17 protein-coding genes and 2 tRNA genes are annotated in these 20727 nt (G+C 67.6%); 13 read left to right on the top strand and 6 right to left on the bottom strand.

Annotated features, from left to right (window positions below; genetic code table 11):
• Positions 1-3 precede the first annotated feature (3 nt).
• The 3 genes from AC1DNG_RS09225 to AC1DNG_RS09235 all read left to right on the top strand — a co-directional run bounded on the left by AC1DNG_RS09225 (position 4) and on the right by AC1DNG_RS09235 (position 3487).
• Positions 4-969: a DMT family transporter gene (locus tag AC1DNG_RS09225; protein WP_476887202.1), complete on the top strand. Its 966-nt coding sequence runs from the start codon at positions 4-6 to the stop codon at positions 967-969.
• Positions 970-1091: 122 nt separating this feature from the next.
• Positions 1092-2477, top strand: coding sequence for a glycine--tRNA ligase (locus AC1DNG_RS09230; RefSeq protein WP_028278290.1), 1386 nt, complete (start codon positions 1092-1094; stop codon positions 2475-2477).
• A gap of 2 nt (positions 2478-2479) precedes the next feature.
• Complete coding sequence (locus tag AC1DNG_RS09235; RefSeq protein ID WP_476887203.1) at positions 2480-3487, top strand: GNAT family N-acetyltransferase; 1008 nt, start codon at positions 2480-2482, stop codon at positions 3485-3487.
• 82 nt (positions 3488-3569) lie between these two features.
• Here AC1DNG_RS09235 and AC1DNG_RS09240 read toward each other — a convergent pair whose 3' ends face one another.
• The 4 genes from AC1DNG_RS09240 to AC1DNG_RS09255 all read right to left on the bottom strand — a co-directional run bounded on the left by AC1DNG_RS09240 (position 3570) and on the right by AC1DNG_RS09255 (position 7560).
• Positions 3570-5009, bottom strand: a complete 1440-nt coding sequence (locus AC1DNG_RS09240; protein WP_476849381.1) for a short-chain fatty acid transporter — start codon at positions 5007-5009, stop codon at positions 3570-3572.
• Between the two features lie 70 nt (positions 5010-5079).
• Entirely contained in the window at positions 5080-5937 is an 858-nt protein-coding gene (locus AC1DNG_RS09245) for a lysophospholipid acyltransferase family protein (protein WP_476887234.1), read from the bottom strand.
• A 46-nt stretch (positions 5938-5983) separates the two neighbouring features.
• A complete protein-coding gene (locus AC1DNG_RS09250) occupies positions 5984-6796 on the bottom strand; it encodes a DUF1295 domain-containing protein (protein ID WP_476887204.1) in 813 nt (270 codons plus the stop codon).
• The gene (locus AC1DNG_RS09255) at positions 6796-7560 is read right to left on the bottom strand and encodes an alpha/beta hydrolase (RefSeq protein ID WP_476887235.1); all 765 of its coding nucleotides are present in this window, start codon (positions 7558-7560) and stop codon (positions 6796-6798) included. Before AC1DNG_RS09255 ends, AC1DNG_RS09250 begins: the two co-directional genes overlap by 1 nt.
• Positions 7561-7829: 269 nt before the next feature.
• Here AC1DNG_RS09255 and AC1DNG_RS09260 point away from each other — a divergent pair, with 269 nt between their 5' ends.
• From AC1DNG_RS09260 to AC1DNG_RS09290, 7 genes are all read left to right on the top strand, one after another.
• Entirely contained in the window at positions 7830-9203 is a 1374-nt protein-coding gene (locus AC1DNG_RS09260; protein ID WP_476872758.1) for an FAD-binding oxidoreductase, read from the top strand.
• A gap of 123 nt (positions 9204-9326) precedes the next feature.
• On the top strand, positions 9327-10739 hold the full coding sequence (locus tag AC1DNG_RS09265) for a YibE/F family protein (protein ID WP_476887205.1): 1413 nt from the start codon (positions 9327-9329) through the stop codon (positions 10737-10739).
• Positions 10740-10840: 101 nt separating this feature from the next.
• Entirely contained in the window at positions 10841-12019 is a 1179-nt protein-coding gene (gene dusB / locus AC1DNG_RS09270; protein ID WP_476887206.1) for a tRNA dihydrouridine synthase DusB, read from the top strand.
• Positions 12003-13301 (top strand): deoxyguanosinetriphosphate triphosphohydrolase, encoded by a 1299-nt coding sequence (locus AC1DNG_RS09275; protein WP_230009400.1) that lies wholly within the window; start codon positions 12003-12005, stop codon positions 13299-13301. The genes dusB and AC1DNG_RS09275 overlap by 17 nt, the downstream gene beginning before the upstream one ends.
• Positions 13302-13353: 52 nt before the next feature.
• A complete protein-coding gene (gene dnaG, locus AC1DNG_RS09280) occupies positions 13354-15309 on the top strand; it encodes a DNA primase (RefSeq protein WP_476887207.1) in 1956 nt (651 codons plus the stop codon).
• A gap of 53 nt (positions 15310-15362) precedes the next feature.
• Positions 15363-15435, top strand: a tRNA-Asn gene (locus tag AC1DNG_RS09285).
• 135 nt (positions 15436-15570) lie between these two features.
• Positions 15571-15643, top strand: a tRNA-Asn gene (locus AC1DNG_RS09290).
• A 125-nt stretch (positions 15644-15768) separates the two neighbouring features.
• On the opposite strand, the gene AC1DNG_RS09295 is transcribed toward AC1DNG_RS09290, so the two are convergent.
• Both AC1DNG_RS09295 and AC1DNG_RS09300 read right to left on the bottom strand, forming a co-directional pair.
• Complete coding sequence (locus AC1DNG_RS09295; protein WP_476849386.1) at positions 15769-16176, bottom strand: hypothetical protein; 408 nt, start codon at positions 16174-16176, stop codon at positions 15769-15771.
• 581 nt (positions 16177-16757) lie between these two features.
• Positions 16758-17981 carry a multidrug effflux MFS transporter gene (locus AC1DNG_RS09300; protein WP_476887208.1) on the bottom strand — a complete coding sequence of 408 codons (1224 nt, stop codon included), beginning with the start codon at positions 17979-17981 and terminating at the stop codon, positions 16758-16760.
• 184 nt (positions 17982-18165) lie between these two features.
• On the opposite strand from AC1DNG_RS09300, the gene AC1DNG_RS09305 reads away from it, so the two are divergent.
• Genes AC1DNG_RS09305 through AC1DNG_RS09315 form a run of 3 tightly spaced genes read left to right on the top strand, consistent with a single transcriptional unit; the run spans position 18166 to position 20625 of the window.
• The gene (locus tag AC1DNG_RS09305) at positions 18166-19044 is read left to right on the top strand and encodes a phage holin family protein (RefSeq protein ID WP_476849387.1); all 879 of its coding nucleotides are present in this window, start codon (positions 18166-18168) and stop codon (positions 19042-19044) included.
• Positions 19045-19099: 55 nt separating this feature from the next.
• Positions 19100-19723: a CDP-alcohol phosphatidyltransferase family protein gene (locus AC1DNG_RS09310; protein ID WP_223914061.1), complete on the top strand. Its 624-nt coding sequence runs from the start codon at positions 19100-19102 to the stop codon at positions 19721-19723.
• Positions 19723-20625: a DMT family transporter gene (locus tag AC1DNG_RS09315; RefSeq protein WP_223914060.1), complete on the top strand. Its 903-nt coding sequence runs from the start codon at positions 19723-19725 to the stop codon at positions 20623-20625. Before AC1DNG_RS09310 ends, AC1DNG_RS09315 begins: the two co-directional genes overlap by 1 nt.
• Positions 20626-20727 lie beyond the last annotated feature (102 nt).

The raw sequence follows: 20727 nt of genomic DNA on the forward strand, positions 1-20727 counted from the left end.
CCTATGACCCATCACCGCCGTCTTCCGCTGATCGTCGGCCTGCCCATGGCCGTCGCGACGGGACTGTTCATCCCGATCCAGGGCCGGATCAACGGCGCCCTCGGGGTGGCGCTGGGGGACGGAATCGGTGCCGCCGTCGTCAGCTTCAGCACCGGACTGCTGGTCATGACGGTCATTTCCCTGGCCTTGCCCCGGGGCCGGGCAGGGCTGGCGCGGATCCTGCCGGCCCTGCGCGAACGGCAGTTTCCGCCGTACTACGTCCTGGCCGGCTGCATCGGTGCCCTCTTCGTCTTCGCCCAGTCCTTCACCGTGGGACTGCTCGGCGTCGCCCTCTTCACGGTGGCCGCCGTGACGGGGCAGACCCTCAGCGGCCTGCTGGTGGACCGGATGGGGATCGGACCGGCGGGGAAGAGGCCCATTACCGGCATCCGGGTGCTCGGCAGTGTGCTCACCGTCGCCGCCGTCGCCTGGGCGGTGTCGCCCAGGTTCAGCGCCGGGGAATCCGCGCTGCAGTTGCTGGTTCCAGTGATGCTTCCGCTCCTGGCCGGGTTCCTGATGAGTTTCCAGCAGGCCATGAACGGCACAGCCACCGTGCACTACGGCACCCCCATCGCCGCGACACTCGTGAACTTCATCGCCGGAGCGGCCCTGCTGTGGGTGGCATGGCTGATCAAACTCGCCGTGGCCGGGGCCGGCAACCCCCTTCCGGCGCAGTGGTGGTACTACCTTGGCGGCCCGCTCGGCTGCATCTTCATCGGCATCGGCGCCCTCCTGGTCCGCAGCCTGGGCGTGCTGGTCACCGGCCTCGGCATGATCGCCGGCCAGCTGCTGGGGTCCCTCGGCCTGGATCTCATATTGCCGGTGCCCGGAACGGTGATCGCCCTCCCGACGGTCCTCGGCACCATCCTGACGCTCGGCGCCATCGTCCTGGCCACCCTGCCCTGGCCCAAGGGCGCGCTGAAGCGGTAGCGGGCCGGTAGGCTTGGAGTTTGCATTGCATTGTTCGTATTGTCCCGGCCGGCAACCAGCCGGCGTCCCGGGGCCAACACCACGGACCGCACCCAGCGGCCCTGTAGAAAATTGGAGTTCCCATGGCAGCAAAATCCGTCCTCGACCAGATCATTTCCCTCGCCAAGCGCCGGGGATTCGTTTTCCAGGCCGGTGAAATCTATGGTGGCTCCCGTTCTGCGTGGGACTACGGCCCGCTCGGCGCCGAGCTCAAGGAAAACATCAAGCGCCAGTGGTGGCAGTCCGTGGTCCGCGGCCGCGACGACGTCGTAGGCCTGGATTCCTCCGTCATCCTGCCCCGTCAGGTGTGGGAGGCCTCCGGCCACGTCGACGTGTTCTCCGACCCGCTGGTGGAGTGCCTGTCCTGCCACAAGCGTTACCGCGCGGACCACCTCGAGGAAGAGTACGAGGAGAAGAAGGGCCGTCCCGCCGAGAACGGCCTCAAGGACATCGCCTGCGCCAACTGCGGCACCCGCGGCCAGTGGACTGAGCCGCATGAATTCTCCGGGCTGCTCAAGACCTACCTTGGCCCCGTCGCCAGCGAAGAAGGCCTGCACTACCTGCGGCCCGAAACGGCCCAGGGCATCTTCGTGAACTTTTCCAACGTCCTGACCACCTCGCGGAAGAAGCCGCCCTTCGGCATCGGCCAGATCGGCAAGTCCTTCCGCAACGAGATCACGCCCGGAAACTTCATCTTCCGCACCCGCGAGTTCGAGCAGATGGAGATGGAATTCTTCGTCGAGCCCGGCACCGACGAGCAGTGGCACGAGTACTGGATGAAGGAACGCATGTCCTGGTACACGGGCCTGGGCATCCGCGAAGAGAACCTGCGCTTCTTCGAGCACCCGCTGGACAAGCTCAGCCACTACTCCAAGGGCACCACGGACATCGAATACCGTTTCGGATTCCAGGGCTCGGAGTGGGGCGAGCTCGAGGGCATCGCCAACCGCACCGACTTTGACCTCTCCACCCACGCCAAGGCCTCCGGCGCGGACCTGAGCTACTTCAACCAGGCCACCAACGAACGCTACACCCCGTATGTGATCGAGCCCGCGGCCGGCCTCACCCGTTCGTTCATGGCCTTCATGATCGATGCCTACACCGAGGACGAGGCCCCCAACGCCAAGGGCGGGGTGGACATCCGCACCGTGCTCAAGCTCGATCCGCGCCTGGCGCCGGTGAAGGCGGCCGTGCTGCCGTTGAGCCGCAACGAGGACCTGTCCCCGAAGGCCAAGGACCTCGCAGCGCAGCTGCGCAAGAGCTGGAATATCGAGTTCGACGACGCCGGCGCCATCGGCCGCCGCTACCGCCGCCAGGACGAGATCGGCACCCCGTTCTGCATCACCGTGGACTTCGACACGCTCGAGGACCAGGCCGTCACCATCCGCGAACGCGACACCATGAGCCAGGAACGCGTCTCCCTGGACAAGGTGGAGGGTTACCTGGCCGCACGGCTGATTGGCGCCTGATCATGGCCATCGCATACCGGGAATGGCGGGAAGGCGACGACCTCGCGCTGCTGGAAATCTGGGGCGGCCCTGAGACCGTCCAGGCCGGACAGTTCCGCGGGACGCTGTCGCCCTCGGGCAATTCCCCGTGGCGCCGCTGCATCGTGGCCGAGGACGTTGTGGACGGTGTCGCCATTCCGGTGGCGGCCGCCGTGGTCCACGAGGCTTCGCTGCACCCTGAACGGCTCTGGGCGTATGTCGAGGTCGCCCGGGACCACCGCCGCGCCGGCCTCGGGTCCACGCTGCTGACCATGCTGCGGCACGAGGCCGCCCAGGCGCCGTCGGGCGTGTCCAGACTGCGCTGCAAAGTGGAGCCGGGCACCCCCGGTGCGGCGTTTGCCGAGGCCGCGGGCCTGGCCCCGATCCAGCGTTCCCGCCTCGTCGTCGTTGACCCGGCTCCGCTCAAGCTGCCGGTGTTCGGCGACGGCTCGGAGTCCGCGGCCACCGACCAGGTCGAAGACCTGGCCACGGGCTCGGTGGAGCTCAGCGACGTCGTGGGACGGTACTACACCGCCGTGCACGGCTGGGACAGCCCGGGGGAGCTGAGCGTCGCCGCGGTGCAGCGCCTGTTCCTGGATGACCTCAGCGGCGCCCACGGAGCGATCGTGCTGCGGGCGCCCAAGGCCAGCGCCTTCGGACACGGCATCGCGGCCAGCCGCAAGGGCCGGCTGGAGGGGTTCGCCGTCAGCTACGCCCAGGGAATTCCGGGAGCCGACGGCGGCGCCGATGCCGGCGCGGCCTCGACCACTGAGCCAACTGAGGTGTTCCTCGGGCACGAGCCCAAGCTTGGCGCGGACGAGGCCAACGCCGCCGTCCGGGACCTGTTGGCCCTGATCGCTTACCAGCACCCGGTGATGCTCGAACTGGACGACGCAATGACCGCCCTGCGCACTGTCGTCGAACCGCTGCTCGAGAGCGGCAAGGCCCATGTCCAGGGCTCGGAAACGCTCGTCGTCTCCGACCCGGCCTAGGCCTTAACCCGACTGACCCGCAGCTGTAGCCGTATAAAGCTTGATAACGGCCACGGCTGCGGGTCAGTTTGCCTTAAAGCAGCTATTTGGGCATCACCGGCGGCACGAAGTCGAAGGTCATGCCCAGCAGCCAGACGAGCAGCAGGACCACCGGCAGGTGGAAGACGAACTGCAGGAAGGTGAAGCCCACCAGGTCCCGGGCGCGCAGCCGCAGCACCGCGAGCAGCGGCAGCATGAAGAACGGGTTGACCAGGTTCGGCAGCGCCTCGGCGATGTTGTAGATCTGCACGGTCCAGCCGAGGTTCATCTGCACATCGGTGGCCGACTGCATCACGTAGGGCGCCTCCACCAGCCATTTTCCGCCTCCGGAGGGGACCAGGATGCCGAGTACAGCCGTGTACAGGGCAATGACGACGGCGAAGCCGCCGCCGCTGCCGATGTCCGAGAAGAACGCCGCGAGGTGGGTGGAGAGGCTCATGCCACCGGTTCCCGTGGCCTTGGTCAGGATGGCCGCCATCGCCGCATACAGCGGGAACTGCACGAGGATGCCCGCGGTGGCCGGGACGGCCTTCGTCACGGCCTGCAGGAAGTTCCGCGGCGTCCCGTGCAGGACCAGGCCCAGGATGAGGAACACCAGCAGGTAGCCGTTGAGGCTGCTGACCACGCTGAGGAACGGCTTGGTGAGGAACTGCGAGACGAGCCAGCCGAGCGTGAGGACGCCCGCCAGGATCGGCAGGACCCGGCTGTATTCGAGCCATTCGCCCGGCCGGGAACGCGGCGCGGACTCGGCCGGCTCGTCGTCCAGGTCCACACCCAGGTCCTCTGCGGTGCGGATCGAGCCGCCCTGGGGTGCGGAGAAGTGCGCAATCACGGTGGTCAGGGCCATCAGGATGGCCAGCGTCAGCAGCGACTGCCAGGTAAAGATCGTGGTGCCGAAGTCCAGGATGCCCGTGATCTTCAGCAGCGCCGGCGGCAGCGAAGCGGCCGTGGCCTGCAGCTGCGCGGCAGAGGAGGACAGCCCCAGGGCCCAGACGGCGCCGAGGCCCATGAACGCCGCCGCGCCCAAGGCACGGTAATCCACCGTCAGGTCCTTGCGGCGGGCAATCGCGCGGGCCAGCAGCCCGCCGAAGATCAGGCTGAGCCCCCAGTTGAGGAAGGACACGGACATGGCGAGCACGGCCACGAAGCTCACCGCGGTCCGCGCCGTTGACGGCACGAGCGCCAGCCTGTTGATCAGTCCCGCCACGGGCGGGGAGGTGGCCACGACGTAGCCGGTGAGGACCACCATGGCCATCTGCAGGGTAAAGGCCGTCAGGTCCCAGAAGCCGTTGCCGAACGAGTCGGCGATTGCCTGGGGCGTGGCGCCGATGGCGAGTGCGGCCACCGCGATGATGACGACGCCGGCGAGGGCGAAGATGTAGGCGTCCGGGAACCACCGCTCCGTCCACGCCGCCATTCGTTGGGCTATCCGTGCGAGACCGCGTTCTTCGGTTCCGCTCTTGGTCACGACTGTGCTTGCCACAGGTGTCCCTCTCCATTGAGTGCTTTTTGTACCCCATGGAGTTTAGTCAAGACGATGGCGGAAGTAGGGCTTATCGGCGCTTGGCACCTGCGCGCCGGGGGCCGTCGGCCTCGTCGAGCCGGCGTCTTTCCTCCTCAGTCGGGGCGCCGCCGCCGAGACCGGCCGGCATCCACCAGGCCCCGGGGGCCGGTCGCAGGGGGAAGTCGGCGATGCCGGCGTCGATCCCGTCCTGCAGGGTCTTGGCCAGGCGCGCCGTGGCGGTCCGGGCGTCGTCGGACGGGTCCGGGAGCGAGCCCGGAAGGATCGGCTCGCCGACGTGGATGCGGACCGGGGCGCGCCAGGCGCGCCGCGGCGAGAAGGCATGGTGGCGGGTCATCAGCCGGTGGGCGCCCCAGATGGAGACCGGGATGATCGGCACGCCGGCCTCGGCGGCCATCCGCACCGCACCGGTCTTGCATTCGCGCACCGTGAAGCTTCGGCTCACGCCGGCCTCGGGCAGGACGGCGACGTATTCGCCCTCCCTAAGCCGGGCGACGGCGGCGTCGTAGGCGTGTGCTCCCGATCCGTACCCGACCACCACATGCCCGGCGGCGCTGACCGCGGGGCCGGCAAACCAGTGGTCGGCGGCGCCCTGCGTGATGAGGAAACGCAGCTGGGCCCGGTTGTGCCACCACAGCAGCATCTCGGCAAAGGCAAAGTCGAGGTATCCGAAGTGCGTGATCGCGACCACGGCGCCCTGGCCGGGCACCACCGGGCGGGACGGGAGGCGGGTTGATGCGCCGCGGGTTGAGGGATTGGGCGGCCCGGGCTGGGGCAGGTGCTCCCGCCCCGTGACGAGGACGCGGATCCGGAACAGCCAGCGCAGCGCCAGCCCGGTGCGGACAATGAAACGGTAGAACCGGTCGCTGGGCTCCGGCCGCCACTTCACGGGCCGCCAGCCCAGCCCGTGCCGGGCACCTGCCGGGCCGCGCACGTCAGTGTCCGCCCACCCGCCGCCGGGGCGGCCAGGGCAGGAAGCCGGAGGTGGAGTCGATGTATTCCTTGTACCCGGGACGCGCGGACATTGCCTTTTCCGTCAGCGGCTTCCCGGTCTTGCCGGCGAGCGTCCAGATCATCAGGGCGGGGGAGAGGGCGGTCAGGACACCCGGCCAGGAATCGGCCGCCACCAGGAACAGCCCTGCCCAGACGGCGGCGTCGCCGAAATAGTTGGGGTGGCGGGTGTAGCGCCACAGTCCGGTGTTGAGGACGGTGCCGCGCCTGGCGGGATCGTCCTTAAACTGCGTCAGCTGCCAGTCGCCGACCGTCTCGAACACGAAGCCAAGGATCCAGAGCAGGACGCCGGCGAACGCCAGCCAGCCCAGGCTTCCCGTGGCGAACATGCCGACCTGGATAGTGAGCGAGACGAAGAACATCACCAGCCCCTGGGGCAGGTAGACCCGCCGCAGGGCATAGACGTGGCGTGATCCGGGCGCTCCGGCGAGCATGTCCACGTAGCGCGGGTCCTCGTGGCCGCCGCGTGCGCGTGCCCCGATGTGGACGGCGAGGCGGATGCCCCACACGGCGACCAGGGTTAGCAGCAGCAGCCGCCTGCCGGCGTCGCCGTATCCGGCCGAAAGCACCCAGGAGATGCCGGCCACCACCACGAAGCCCAGACCCCAGACGGTGTCGATGACGGAGTGCCGGTTCTGCCGCACGGCAACCGCGAAAGTCACTCCGAGCAGCACCACGAGTCCCGCGATGACCCAGGGCAGGCTTCCAAGGAAGGCATCGAGCGGGAACGGCGGCATCACAACACCACCGGCATACGCGTTCCGGCCGCCGGCGGGGCTCCGCCGAGGGCGCTGCGCAATGCGTCCCTGGCGCCGGAAACATCGGCCTCCGTTGCCTCGCCGAAAGCGTCCAGGACGAAACCGTTCGCAAGCACGTTCCACAGTGCCAGCCGGCGGATCATGAAATGGCCGGCTTCCTTGAGCGAGACGTAGTCAACGGACGCGGCGACGCCCTCGGCGCGCCGGGCGTAGTCCAGTGAGTTCGCCGGGCTGGTCCAGCGGTCCTCGGTCCCGTGGACGATCAGGACGCGGCGGCCCGCGACAGGCTGGACCGAAGTCTTGTGGTTCACCCACGGCGCGAGCGCGACGACGGCTTCGACCTGCGGGTCGTCGGCCACGCACAGCGCCGTGAGACCGCCCATGGAGTGGCCCAGCAGGTACACCGGCACGCCGGGATGTTCCTGGCTGATCCGGGCGAGCGCCCAGCGGGCATCGTGAACGGGGGACATGTCCTCCCCGTTCCAGCCGCGGTAGCGGTTGCGCAGGGTCCACGCGGCCAGCCCGTGCGGGCCGCCCTGCCTGTGCAGCGCCCGGGCGAAGGGCACCATCCGGGCCGGACTCAGGTGCCGGCCGCGGACTGCGTCAAAACTGTCGGCCCGCCCGCCGTGCAGGATCAACACGACTCCGCGGGTCTCCCCGGCGGCTTCGGCGATGGTCAGCACGGCTTTGGCGGCGGGCCCGGAACGGCCCGCCTCCGGCTCGCGGTCGTCGAGTTTGCGCATTGCCACGTATGTGTCCTTCCGGTCCTTCGTCCGTCAATTACCAACCATAGGTTGCGGCCCGGTCCCGTCAAGGCCGGTGGTCCCTAGTGTGGATTCGGAGCCGGCGCCCCCGGTGATGGGTGCGGCCGGCATGCGTGCATTTGCTGGCGCCCTTGACGGGGAAATGCGGGAAGAGTAGGCATGAGCAGGTAAACCTCCGGGCGCCACGCCGGCTGGGAGCGCAGAGAACCGTCCGGTCGAATCTCACGACGAAATCGACGGTATACAAAATGAACGGAACACAGTTCGATAGCCTGCGCGGGCAAGTCCGCGGGCAGATCATCACGCCCGGCGACGCCGGCTACGACGCGGCACGGGCAGTCTTCAACGGCATGATCGATAAGAGGCCGGCAGCGGTGGCTCAGGTATCCCAGGTGGCCGATGTCATCTCCTGCGTCAACTTCGCCCGGGACAACTCCCTGGACCTGGCTGTCCGCGGTGGAGGACACAGTGCCCCGGGCTTTGGCACGTGGGATGACGCCCTGGTCATCGATTTCTCCAACATGACCGGCGTCCGGGTTAATCCGGCAGCCGCGACGGCGCGCGCGGAGCCGGGTGCGACGTGGGCCGACTTCAACCACGCGACCCATGCCTTCGGGCTGGCAACTCCCGGCGGCATTGTCGGCTCGACCGGAATCGCCGGGTTGACCCTCGGCGGCGGCATTGGATACCTGAGCCGCAAGTATGGCCTCAGCTGCGACAACCTCCTCTCTGCCGACGTCGTCACGGCCGAGGGAAAATTCCTTACCGCCAGCGAAAGCGAGAACGAGGACCTGTTCTGGGCGTTGCGCGGCGGCGGCGGGAACTTCGGCGTCGTGACGTCGTTCGAGTACCGGATGCACCCCGTGGACATGGTCCACGCCGGCATCATCATTTACCCCATCGAGCATGCCGAGACGGTGGCGCGGTTTTACCGGGACTACATGGCTACCGCCCCTGAAGAGTTTGGCGCGTTCCTGGGCTTCCACCAGGGTCCTCCTGTTCCGTTCCTGCCCGAGGAATGGCATGGCAAACCGGTGTGCGTCATCGTCGGCATGTGGACCGGTGATCCGGCGGAAGGTCCGGCACGCTGGCAGCCGTTCCTGGACGCCGCGCCGGCGGCGGGATCCATGGTGGGACCAATGCCGTACCCCGCCTTGAACTCGGCTTTCGACCCGCTGCAGCCCCCTGGCATGCAGGCCTACTGGAAAGCGGATTTTCTGGCGGAACTGAACGACGGTGCCATCGCGGCGCACATCGAACACGGCAGCAAGGTCCCCAGCGTGCAGACCGCGGTACACATCTACCCCATCGATGGTGCGGTCCAGCGGGTGGGCGCGACGGACACGGCGTTCGCCAACCGGAACGTGAAGTTTTCGCCCGTGATCGCGGCGCAGTGGATGGACCCCGCGGAAAACGAGGCAAACATCGCGTGGGTGAGGGACTACGCGGCCGCGCTGCGGCCCTATTCTGCCCCCGGCGGCTACATCAACTTCATGGATGGCGATGACCTGCCCAGGGTTGCGGAGAACTACGGGGAGAACTACAAGCGGCTGAGGGAGGTCAAAGCCAAATACGATCCGCAGAACCTCTTCCACGTCAACCAGAACATCGCGCCGGTGTAAGCGCGGCGTCATCGGTCCTGAGCGGAACCGCCCACGCCGTAAAGTTTTCGGCATGAGGTTGAACTGCTGATGGGCGCCGGACACTCGCACTCCCACAACGAACATCCGGAGCCGACGCCTCAAATGTTGGCTGCGCGGAAGAAGGCCAACTGGATCCTGGCTGCCATCCTGATCCCGCTGACGCTGCTGACCCTGGCGGCCATGGCCTTCATGTGGCCGTCGGGAAGCAAGGAAGGCATCACGCTGGCCAGCCCGTACGCGGCGGCCCCGGGGGTGACGTTTGACACCGGCAAGATCCAGCGGGTCGTCGTCGGCAGCTGTTCGGATATCCAGGCCGGCGGTGACGCCGCCCAGCAGGGCACCTCCGGTTCCGGCGCCGCGCCGCAGCCGCCGAACGAGGGCTCTCAATGCACGTTCGCCTACACTGAGCCGGACAAGGGCGGCAACCCGGTGAAAGTGGTCATCAACCCTGACGTCGCGAAGTCCCACGGCGTGAAGCCCGGGGACGGGATCCGCTACCTGAACCTCTCGAAGGTGCAGGACGCCGAGGGCCAGGGCGCGCCGGCCTATGTCTTCGTCGACTTTGTCCGGACCCTGCCCATCATCTTCCTGGCCGTGCTCTACGCCGTCGTGGTGATCGCCGTGGCGCGCTGGCGCGGACTGCGGGCCCTGATCGGGCTTGTCGGCGCGTACGTTGTGCTTGTCTCGTTCATGCTGCCCGGGCTGGTCGAGGGCAAGCCGCCGCTGCTGCTGGCTCTCGTGGGATCCACGGTGATCATGATCGGGGTGCTCTACTTCGCCCACGGCTTCTCCGCCCGCACGTCGACGGCGCTGCTCGGGACGATGTTCGGCCTCGCTATTACGGCGCTGCTGGCGGCCTGGGCCACCGACGCCGCCAACCTCGCCGGTGTGGGCAGCCACGACGCTGCCACCCTGACCAACATCTCGGACAACATCTCAATCTCCGGCATCATCCTGTGCGGACTGATCATTTCCGGGCTGGGCGTGCTCAACGACGTCACCATCACGCAGTCCTCGGCCGTCTGGGAACTGTGGGAACTCGCCCCCGAAACCAGCGCCCGGCAGCTCTTCACGTCCGCCATGCGTATCGGCCGGGACCACATCGCCTCCACCGTCTACACCATCGCGTTTGCCTACGCCGGCGCGGCCCTGCCGGTGCTGATCCTGGTCATGCTCTACGAGCGGCCGCTCGGGGACGCCCTGACCAGCGCCGAACTCTCCGAGGAAGTCATCCGCACCCTCGTCGGCTCCGTGGGCCTCGTCCTGGCCGTGCCGGTCACCACCCTCATCGCCGTGCTGGTGGTCAAGGCCACCGGCATCAGGGGTGGTGCGGTGGCAGGGCCCGCGTCGGAACGGACTCCGTCGGATGGGGCCGACCCGGATTGGGGCGGGTCCGACCCAGGCGGGACCGACCCGGATTGGGGCGGGACCGACCCTGGCGGGTCCGACCCGGGCGGGTCCGACGGCGCCGGTGCTGCGACGCGCCGCGGGCGGCGGGCCGCACTGCGGGGCTGACGAGGAATCTGCAGGCACCCCGAACGCCGCCAGATCGGGAAGATTTCCACATAGCCGGAGCGGGACCGGGCCGATTTGCCCGTCTTTGAGACAATGGTCGGGTGACTGTTGTAGCAACCCCTCCCGCCCCCAAGCTGGAACTCCCGCCCCTGAAGCTGGGCCCGATCACGGTGGACACCCCCGTGATCCTGGCTCCCATGGCGGGCATCACCAACTCCGCCTTCCGCAGACTGTGCCGTGAATACGGCGGCGGCCTGTACGTGGCGGAGATGGTTACCTCGCGCGCCCTCGTCGAGCGCACGCCGGAGTCGCTGCGCATCATTTCGCACGACGACGACGAAAAAGTCCGTTCCGTCCAGCTGTACGGCGTGGACCCCGTCACCGTCGGCCACGCCGTCCGGATGCTGGTGGAGGAGGACCGGGCGGACCACATCGACCTCAACTTCGGCTGCCCCGTGCCCAAGGTCACCCGGCGCGGCGGCGGATCGGCCTTGCCGTGGAAGATCGACCTCTTCACCTCCATCGTCCAGACCGCGGTGAAGGAAGCCTCCAAGGGCAATGTCCCGTTGACCATCAAGATGCGCAAGGGCATCGACGAGGACCACCTGACCTACCTCGATGCCGGCCGGATTGCCCGCGATTCCGGCGTCGCCGCCGTCGCCCTTCATGGCCGCACGGCCGCCCAGTTCTACTCCGGCCAGGCCGACTGGTCCGCCATCGCCCGGCTGCGCGAGGCCCTGCCGGACATTCCCGTTCTCGGCAACGGAGATATCTGGTCCGCGGAGGACGCGGTCCGGATGGTCCGCGAAACGGGTGTGGACGGCGTCGTCGTCGGCCGTGGCTGCCAGGGCAGGCCCTGGTTGTTCGGCGACCTCATGGCCGCGTTCGAAGGCAGCGACCAGCGGCACCGGCCGGACCTGCGCCAGGTTGCCGAGAGCGTGTACCGGCACGCTGAGCTCATGGTCGAAACGTTCGGGGACGAGGGCAAAGCCCTGCGCGAAATCCGCAAGCACATTGCCTGGTACTTCAAGGGCTACGTGGTCGGCAGCGAACTGCGGACCAAGCTGGCGCTCGTCACCAGCCTGGAGGTGCTGCGCGGCACCCTGGACCAGCTGGACCTCGACTCGCCGTATCCCGGAGGCGACGCCGAGGGTCCGCGCGGCCGCGCTGGTTCGCCCAAAAAACCGGCCCTGCCAAAGGACTGGCTGCTGAACCGGACGCTGGATGACGCCCAGACCCGCGATATTTCCTTCGCCGAACTGGATGTCTCCGGTGGCTGAGACCCGGACCACCGCGCCCGTCCTGGACGGGTATACCTCCCGCGACTGGGCCCGCTGGGTCGAGGAGCCGCCCAAGAGCACCTACCGCTCGGACTTCGAGCGTGACCGTGCAAGGGTCCTGCACTCCTCGGCGCTGCGCCGGCTCGGCGCGAAGACCCAGGTGGTGGCGCCGGATACCGACGACTTCGTCCGGACCCGGCTCACGCACAGCCTCGAAGTTGCCCAGGTGGGCCGCGAACTGGGCCGTGCGCTGGGCTGTGACCCCGACGTCGTGGACACCGCATGCCTCAGCCACGACCTCGGCCACCCGCCTTTCGGCCACAATGGCGAAGCCGCCCTCAACGAGGTGGCGCACGGGATCGGCGGCTTCGAAGGCAACGCCCAGACGCTGCGGCTGCTGACCCGGCTGGAGCCAAAGGTCCTCGCCGCCGACGGCCGGCCGGCCGGCTTGAACCTGACCCGGGCCAGTCTCGATGCCGCCGCCAAATACCCGTGGTCCGCGGTAAACGCCCCGGTCATCCACGGGGAGCGGACCAGCAAGTTCGGTGCCTACGAGGACGACCTCCCCATCTTCGACTGGATCCGCGACGGCGCCCCGGAACGCCGGTCCTGCCTCGAAGCGCAGGTCATGGACCTGGCGGACGATATCTCCTACTCGGTGCACGACGTCGAGGACGCGATCGTGGCAGGGCATTTCCAGCTGCGCTGGATGGACAACCCGGACCACCGCGCCCGCGTCGTCGGCTACGCCAAGCAGTGGTACCTGCCGCACAACGATCCCGCCGCGATCGACGCCGCCCTGGCCCGGCTGGAGGCCACGGATGTCTGGGTGCGCGAGGCCGACGGCAGCCGCAAGGCCATGGCGGCGCTCAAGGACATGACCAGCCAGCTCATCGGCCGCTTCTGCCAGAGCGCGCTGGAGGCCACCCGCACGGTCTACGGCCCGGAAAACCTGACCCGCTACAACGCTGAGCTGATCGTTCCGGATGAGACCGTGATGGAAATCGCGGTCATGAAGGGCCTGGCCACCACCTTCGTGATGACCACCGAACACCGGCAGCCCATCTACGAGCGCCAGCGTGAGGTCCTGCATGCCCTCGTCACCGCGCTCAGCGCCACGGGGGACCGCCACCTGGAACCGATGTTCGCCGCCGACTGGCTCGACGCGGGCGACGACGCCGCGCGGCTGCGTGTCGTCATCGACCAGGTCGCGTCGCTGACGGACGGCTCGGCGCTGGCCATGTACGAGCGTCTCGTGGGCAGCCTGCCGTCGCTGTGGTGAGGGCCGTCGTGGCCGGCCCGTCGGCGTCGTACCCGGGGACTAGGATGGCAATGTGGCCGGCCTGATCAAACGCGAAGACATCGATGAAGTACGCCAGCACACCGACATCAAGGAAGTCGTCGATGGCTACGTGACGCTCAAGGGAGCCGGGCTCGGGTCCTACAAGGGTCTGTGCCCCTTCCACGACGAGCGTTCTCCATCTTTCACCGTTCGACCCCAGGTTGGCCGGTACCACTGCTTTGGCTGCGGCGAGGACGGCGACGTCATCTCCTTCGTCCAAAAGCTGGACCACATCTCCTTCCACGAGGCCGTGGAGAAGCTGGCCCACCGGATCGGCTTCGAGCTCCACTACGAGGACGGCGGCTCCGGGCCCAACCGGGAGGACATCGGCCGGCGCCAGCGGCTGCTGGACGCGCACAAGGTGGCCGACGAGTTCTTCCGTGCCCAGCTGCTCACCCCCGGCGCCGCTGAGGGCCGCAACTTCCTCTACGGGCGTGGGTTCGACCGTGCGGCGGCCGAACAGTTCGGCGTGGGCTACGCGCCGCAGGGCTGGGACTCGCTCCTCAAGCACCTCCGCGGCCGCGGCTACACGGACCCGGAACTCAAGCTGACCGGCATGTTCTCTGAAGGCGGCCGGGGGATCTATGACCGTTTCCGCGGCCGGCTGATCTGGCCCATCCGGGACATCGCCGGCGACACCATCGGCTTCGGTGCCCGCAAGCTCTACGAGGACGATCAGGGCCCGAAGTACCTCAACACCCCCGAAACCGCGCTCTACAAGAAGTCCCAGGTCCTTTACGGAATCGACCTCGCCAAGCGCAACATCGCCAAAGACCGCCAGCTCGTGGTCGTGGAAGGCTACACCGACGTCATGGCCTGCCACCTGGCCGGCATTCCGACGGCGGTAGCCACGTGCGGGACCGCCTTCGGCACCGAGCACATCAAGATCGCCCGCCGGTTGCTCTCCGACGACGGCAGCGGGGGAGAGGTCATCTTTACGTTCGACGGCGACGCCGCCGGGCAGAAGGCGGCCCTGCGCGCCTTCGAAGAGGACCAGCGGTTTGTCGCACAAACCTTCGTGGCGGTCGAACCCAACGGCGCGGACCCCTGCGAACTGCGCCAGTCCAAGGGCGACTCCGCCGTCCGGGATTTGATCGGTAGCCGCCGCCCGCTGTTTGAGTTCGCCATCCGGGCCACCCTGAAGCGGCACAATCTGGACACGGTCGAGGGCCGGATCGCGGCCCTGCGTGAATCCGCGCCCGTGGTGGCGCAGATTCGCGACGCCGGAATCCGTCCGGCCTATGCCCGGGAGCTCGCCGGCTGGCTGGGGATGCCGGTCGAGGAGGTCAGCAGGGCCGTCGGCGCGGCGACCAAGCGCGCCGCACAGGCTGCATCGGCTCCGCCGGGAGGCGGCCAGGCCCAGAGTCACGGGCAGGGCGGCGGGCAGGGGTATGCAGGGTCCGGCCGCGGCTTTGCCGGGACCGCGCCCGGCGTTGCCCCCTTGCCGCCGTCGGCCGTACTCCCGTCCTTCAACCGCCCTGATCCCCGGGACCCCGTGGCCGCGATGGAGCGCCAGGCGCTCGAGGTCGCGCTGCAGGAACCCGGCATGCTCGAGGGCGAGACGTGGCAGCGCTTCTCGGAGGCGCGGTTCTCCACACCCGCCTATCTCGCCATCCACGAGGCCATCCGGGCCACCGGACTCGGGTCTTCGGGGGATCCGGTGCGCTGGGTCGAGCAGCTGCTGCAGGAGGTCCCTGAGCCCCTTCGCCCGCTCGTGTCCGAGCTCTCCGTGGTGCCCTTGCCGGCCAACACCCCCGAAGGCGTCCTGCGCTACTGCAAGGACATCCTCGCCCGCTTGTTCGAGCTCCAGATCACCCGCGTCAAGGCCGAGAAGATGGGCCAGCTGCAGCGTCTGGACGCCTCGGCCGACCCCGAGGAATTCCAGCGGCTGAATCGCGAACTCATGCAACTTGAGATGCAGCGGCGGTCCCTGCGCTCGGACGCCTGAGCCGCCGATTTCGTTTCCCGGGCTGGTGTTTGCTAGGCTTATACCCGCTTCATTCCTCCTTAGCTCAATTGGCAGAGCATTCGACTGTTAATCGAAGGGTTGCTGGTTCAAGTCCAGCAGGAGGAGCGCGCAGTCCCCGTTCCGGGTTCCGGAACGGGGACTTTTTTATACCCGGAGGGGGTATTTCGCGACTGGCAGGCGCTGGCCCCGTGGCCGATTTCCCTACCGGCAAAACCTTTGCTAATGTCGTACCTGCTTCATTCCTCCTTAGCTCAATTGGCAGAGCATTCGACTGTTAATCGAAGGGTTGCTGGTTCAAGTCCAGCAGGAGGAGCGGACAGGTCCCGCGGCCGGTGAAAACCAGCCGCGGGACCTTTTTTATTTCCTCTTTTTTGTTGCCCCGTCAATGGCCAGGGCTTTCCGCCGGGCAACGCAGTGGCGGGCAGTTCAGGTAGAGGTTCAGACGAAGTACATTTCCACCTGGAGGAAGCGCTGGGCCTCGGCGACCGCTGCCTGGAAGGCCTCCAGCTCCGTGGGGGACTTCCGAGGTTCCCGCGGGTGCCATTCATGCGGCGCCGAGTGCACCTGGGTGAATCCGCCGCCCGGGGGCGCATAGAAGATGCCGAACCGTTGCACCGGCCATTCCGGGGAAGATTCCGGTGCCACGAGGAGGGCGGAGTCATATGCGGGGTTGTACCACTGGGCGATTGGGCGGCGGCGGTCTTCGGTGAACAGGCCGGCGGCGAACAGGGCGGCCGACTGCGGACTGGTCTGAGCGCACAAGCGATCCCACCACAGGGGCAGGATTCCGGCGTCGCACCGCTGCCAAGTGGCCGGAAGGGGCTGGTGATCCTGCCTGTCGGGCATGAAATAACTTTATCGCCCGGCGCGGACGTCGAACAGGGCGCGACGGGGCGCAAGGGCTGCAGGCCACGGACAGGGCTGCGTGGGCGGGTGGGCGGGGCCATAGGGCAGAGGCCAGAGTGCAGGCCATGTTGGCGGAGCGACGGGCCAGAGGACAAGAGCTGCAGGGTCGCAGGGATGCGCGGGCGTGCGGGTTTACTGGTGCAGGGGTTCAGAGGGTTCCGGGGTGAAAGGTGCAGCTGGGCAGCGCCACAGGCACAGGCGCAGGCACAGGGGTGCAAGGTGTGGCTGGACAGCGCCACAGGCACAGGGGTGCAGGGGTGCAAGGTGTGGCTGGGCAGCGCGACAGGCACAGGGCCGGGCCACGGTGTCCGCTGAACTGGGCTGTCCGGGGGACATGCTCAGTGCTGGCGGGATGCCCTTGGGGACATGTCCATTGGTGGTCCTGGCGGATGGACATAGTGCCAATATGTCCAGCCCCGGGCGCCAAGAATGGGCATGTCCCGTGGGGGAGGCCGTGAAGAATGGGCATGTCCCGTGGGAGAGGCCGCGATGAATGGGCATGTCCCCCGGGGATGGCCCGGCTACTGGATCGGTGGCACCGTGCTGGGCCGAACAACCAGCCACAGTGCAGCGGCCGCCAGAAGGATGCAGACGGCCTGGACGGCGCCCATCGGGGTTGCGGAGCTGACGCCGAGCCAGCCGACCACCGGCGAGACCAGGCCCGCCATCAAGAAGGTCGCCGCGCCGAGAAGTGAAGCCGCGGTTCCGGCCTGCGCTCCGTGTTTGGCCAGGGCCAGGACCTGCACGGTGGGGAAGGTGAAACCGGCGCCCAGGATGTAGAACCACAGCGGCACCAGGACGCCCCACAGCCCGAACCCCAGCTGGTCGAAGACGACAATCAGGACGGCCATGACGAACATCCAGGCCGTGGAACAAGCCAGGATCCACTGCGGCGGGACGCGCTTGATGAGCCGCGCACTGGTCTGCACGCCTGCCACGATGCCCAGCGAGTTGACACCAAAGAGCAGGCCGTACTGCTGGGGCGTGAACCCGTAGACATTCTGGAACAGGAAAGGCGAGGCGGAGAGGTACGTGAAGAGGCCCGCGAAGTTCATCCCGCCCACCAGCAGCAGGCCTACGAAGATCCGGTCGGAGAACAGCACCTTGTAACGCTGGCCCATGGTCATCCCGGTTTTGCCGCGCTGTTCCGGCGGCAGGGTCTCCCGGATCACGAAGAGGGCCGCGATGATGACGCAGGTCCCGTAGGCGGCCAGGAACAAGAAGATGCCGGGCCAGGGCATCAGCAACAGCAGCTGGGAGCCGATGACCGGGGCGAGGATCGGGGCCAGCCCGTTGACCAGGGCCATCCTCGCGAACATCCGCACCATCTCGTAGCCGCTGAACAGGTCACGGACCATGGCCATGGCCACCACGCCGCCCCCTGCAGCCCCGACACCCATGAGGACACGGAAGAAACCCAGCGTGGCGATGTCCGTGGACTGCGCGGCGCCCAGGGACGCCGCGATGTGGACCGCCGTCGCCACGATCAGGGGCAGGCGCCGGCCGAACTTGTCGCTCAGCGGGCCCACGACCAGCTGTCCCAGCGCGAAACCGATGGTCGTCCCCGTGAGCGTCAGCTGCACCGCGGCCGCGGAGACGCCAAGGCTGTCTTCCAGGGCCGGGAATGCGGGCAAGTAGAGGTCGACCGTGAACGGCCCGAGGGCGGTCAAAGCGCCGAGCGTCAGGATGTAGAGGAATTTACGACGGCGGCTCAGGGAATCACCGGGATTGTGGGGTGTGCTCACAGTGGTCCATCCTAGGGCCCGCCGGGGTGGCCGGCCGGTGGCTGGGCGGGCGCGCCACACCTTGCCCGAAAAGGCCTCCCAAGAGCCTAAATGATAGTTTTGACACCGGGGTCTGTGCGAAGCTGTCCAGACCCGGCAAGCCCGCGCGAGCGGATCGACGGATGGCACCAGTTAGGCGGGACCGATGAGCGGACGTCACAGCGGCGGGACAGGCGGTGGGTTGCGCATTTCCGCGCTGCCGCAAACCCTGAAGATGATCTTCAAGCTGGCGCCCCGGCAACTCAGTGACGAGATTGCCCTGGCCAAGGCCGAAATCAAACGCAAGGGGACCCAGCTCGGCGTCGCCGGTGCCTTCTTCGCCGTCGCCCTTGTCTTCGTTGGACTCCTGGTGATCGGACTCTTCATTGCAGCGATCATGGGACTGGCCACCATCATGCCCGCGTGGCTCGCCGCCTTGTTGGTCTCCGCCGTCTGCCTGATTATCGCCGCGATCGGGGCGCTCATCGGGCAGAACAAGTTCAAGAAGCTCATGCCACTGGTCCCCGAGGAGACGATCCGGGGGCTCAAGTACGATCTCGGCATTGCCAAGGAAGGCTCCGCCTTCGACGCCAGGATCCTGGATCCGAGCACCGAGCAGTACAAAGCGGCGAAGGCCGCCAAGGAAGCCGCCGCCGCCAAGGCGACGGCGGAAAAGGAAGCAAAGGCTGCCGCCAAGCCCGACTTCGGGCCGCCGCCCACAGAGGCTGAACTCCGACGCAGGCTGGACCTGCGGCGCACGCACCTCACCGGCGTCCGCGACGACCTCGGCCGCGAACTCGATGTCAAGACCCAGGCCCAAACCCTTCTGTCGGCCGCCCAGGTCCGGCTCCAGGACGGCAAGGAGCAGCTCAGCGACAAGATCGCAGGCTTCCGCGCCTCAGCCCGATCCTCGGCGGGGTCGGCCACATCCGCTGACGGTCAGGGCCTGGCCGACACGATCAAGCGGCGCTGGAAGCCCCTGGCTGTGCTCGCCGCCTCTGGAGCCGCCCTCGCGGTCCTGGTGCGCAGGCTGATAAAGGGCTAGACAGATCCCTGAACCTAAACGCCAAACCGTTGCCGTCCACGGAAAGGGGGAATCGATGAAGTTCATCGGCGCCGGCGCCCGCCCCGGGCAGCCCCTCGTCCACCGCGACGCGGTCTTCACGGTTCCCAATGTCCTGACCGTGGTGCGCTTCCTTGGTGTTCCGTTATTCATCTGGCTGGTCCTCTCGGAGCACAAGTACGGCTACGGTGCCGTCGTGCTCGCTGTCATGGCCAGTACCGACTGGGTGGACGGCTACATCGCCCGCCGCTTCAATCAGATGTCCAACCTCGGACGGGTCATGGACCCGATCGCGGACAGGCTTTCCCTGATCGCCGTCGCCGTGACCCTCGTGATCGCAGGCGTCGTCGAGTGGTGGTATCTCGCCGCGCTGCTGGTCCCGGACGCGGTCCTGCTGGCTCTGTCAGTGTTCTATTTCCACGGCCACCCGGATCTGCCGGTGAGCCGCATCGGAAAGATCCGGACGGGCCTGCTGCTGGTGGGCACGCCGCTGCTGGTGCTCTCCAAGCTTCCGGTGCCCGCGGCGGACGTCTATGCCACGGTCGCGTGGATCTTCCTGGGATTGGGGCTCGTGGGGCACTGGATCGCGGCCTACAACTACGTCTGGGCCATCATCGGCAAGGGCAGGCAGCTTCGCGCCAACGACGGCGGCTCCCGCTGATGGTCTGGGTTGCGGTTTTGCTTGCGGTCCTCGGCGCCTTCTGCCTGGCGTTTGGGGCACAGCGCCAGGGCAGTGCGGTCAAGGCCGATACCGGCGGTCTTGCGCTGAGCACCCACGGCCTGCTGCGGCTCGTGCGTAACCCGCGCTGGGTATTCGGGTTTCTTCTGCTGTGCGCCGGGATGGGAATGAACGCGATTGCCCTCGTCATGGCGCCCTTGACGGTGGTGCAGCCGATCGGCGCGATCGCCCTGGTCATCACCACCGTGGTCAACACCAAAGACCAAGGCCTGAGCATGAACCGGGCAACCGTCGTGGCCATCTCGCTCTGCGTGACCGGCTCAGCGCTGTTCGTGCTGCTGGCCGTCACCGCCACGCAGGAGAATCACAACGTCAGCAGCGAGGACGAGCTGACGATCGTGCTGCTCCTGGCCATTGCGGTTGCGGCCTTTGGCACGCTCGCGGTCCTGTTCAGGCACCGCATGAGCGCCTTCGTCTACATCCTCGGCGCCGGCGTCCTGTTCGGCTTCGTTGCTGTGCTGACCCGCATCATTGGCAGGCATCTGCTCGATCCAAATGGGCAGTTCCTGCTGAATGTGCCGTGGTACAGCGTCGTTGCGATTATTGCTGCAGGCGCTCTGGGATCGTGGTTTGTCCAAAACGCCTACTCCAGCGGACCGCCTGACCTCGTGATCGCCGGATTGACGGTGATCGACCCCATCGTGGGCATCGCGATTGGCATCGTGATTCTGGGAGAACTGCGTCCGGATGTCCAACCCGTGACGGCTATTGCCATGGGGACGGCCGCATTGCTTGCTATCGTGGGAGTCATAGCCCTCTCCAGGCACCACCCGGAAGTCACCAAGCGCAAGAAGGACGCGCGGAAGGCAGCGGGCAGGTCCTAGGGCGTCAGTCCAGACTTCGGCTGCAGGCCCGGCGCGCCTGTGCCGACTGCCAGCCGGCCGCCATTGATCCAGCTGTCCGCACAGCGACCACCAGGAGCTCCT

Source organism: Arthrobacter sp. 01T425 (assembly GCF_056398725.1).

Coding starts and splice junctions, on each gene's coding strand:
- AC1DNG_RS09265 (WP_476887205.1), top strand. CDS start 9,327: ATGTTGGCTGCGCGGAAGAAGGCCAACTGGATCCTGGCTGCCATCCTG.
- AC1DNG_RS09255 (WP_476887235.1), bottom strand. CDS start 7,560: ATGCGCAAACTCGACGACCGCGAGCCGGAGGCGGGCCGTTCCGGGCCC.
- AC1DNG_RS09315 (WP_223914060.1), top strand. CDS start 19,723: ATGGTCTGGGTTGCGGTTTTGCTTGCGGTCCTCGGCGCCTTCTGCCTG.
- AC1DNG_RS09260 (WP_476872758.1), top strand. CDS start 7,830: ATGAACGGAACACAGTTCGATAGCCTGCGCGGGCAAGTCCGCGGGCAG.
- AC1DNG_RS09305 (WP_476849387.1), top strand. CDS start 18,166: ATGAGCGGACGTCACAGCGGCGGGACAGGCGGTGGGTTGCGCATTTCC.
- AC1DNG_RS09310 (WP_223914061.1), top strand. CDS start 19,100: ATGAAGTTCATCGGCGCCGGCGCCCGCCCCGGGCAGCCCCTCGTCCAC.
- AC1DNG_RS09295 (WP_476849386.1), bottom strand. CDS start 16,176: ATGCCCGACAGGCAGGATCACCAGCCCCTTCCGGCCACTTGGCAGCGG.
- AC1DNG_RS09235 (WP_476887203.1), top strand. CDS start 2,480: ATGGCCATCGCATACCGGGAATGGCGGGAAGGCGACGACCTCGCGCTG.
- AC1DNG_RS09230 (WP_028278290.1), top strand. CDS start 1,092: ATGGCAGCAAAATCCGTCCTCGACCAGATCATTTCCCTCGCCAAGCGC.
- AC1DNG_RS09250 (WP_476887204.1), bottom strand. CDS start 6,796: ATGCCGCCGTTCCCGCTCGATGCCTTCCTTGGAAGCCTGCCCTGGGTC.
- AC1DNG_RS09275 (WP_230009400.1), top strand. CDS start 12,003: ATGTCTCCGGTGGCTGAGACCCGGACCACCGCGCCCGTCCTGGACGGG.
- AC1DNG_RS09225 (WP_476887202.1), top strand. CDS start 4: ATGACCCATCACCGCCGTCTTCCGCTGATCGTCGGCCTGCCCATGGCC.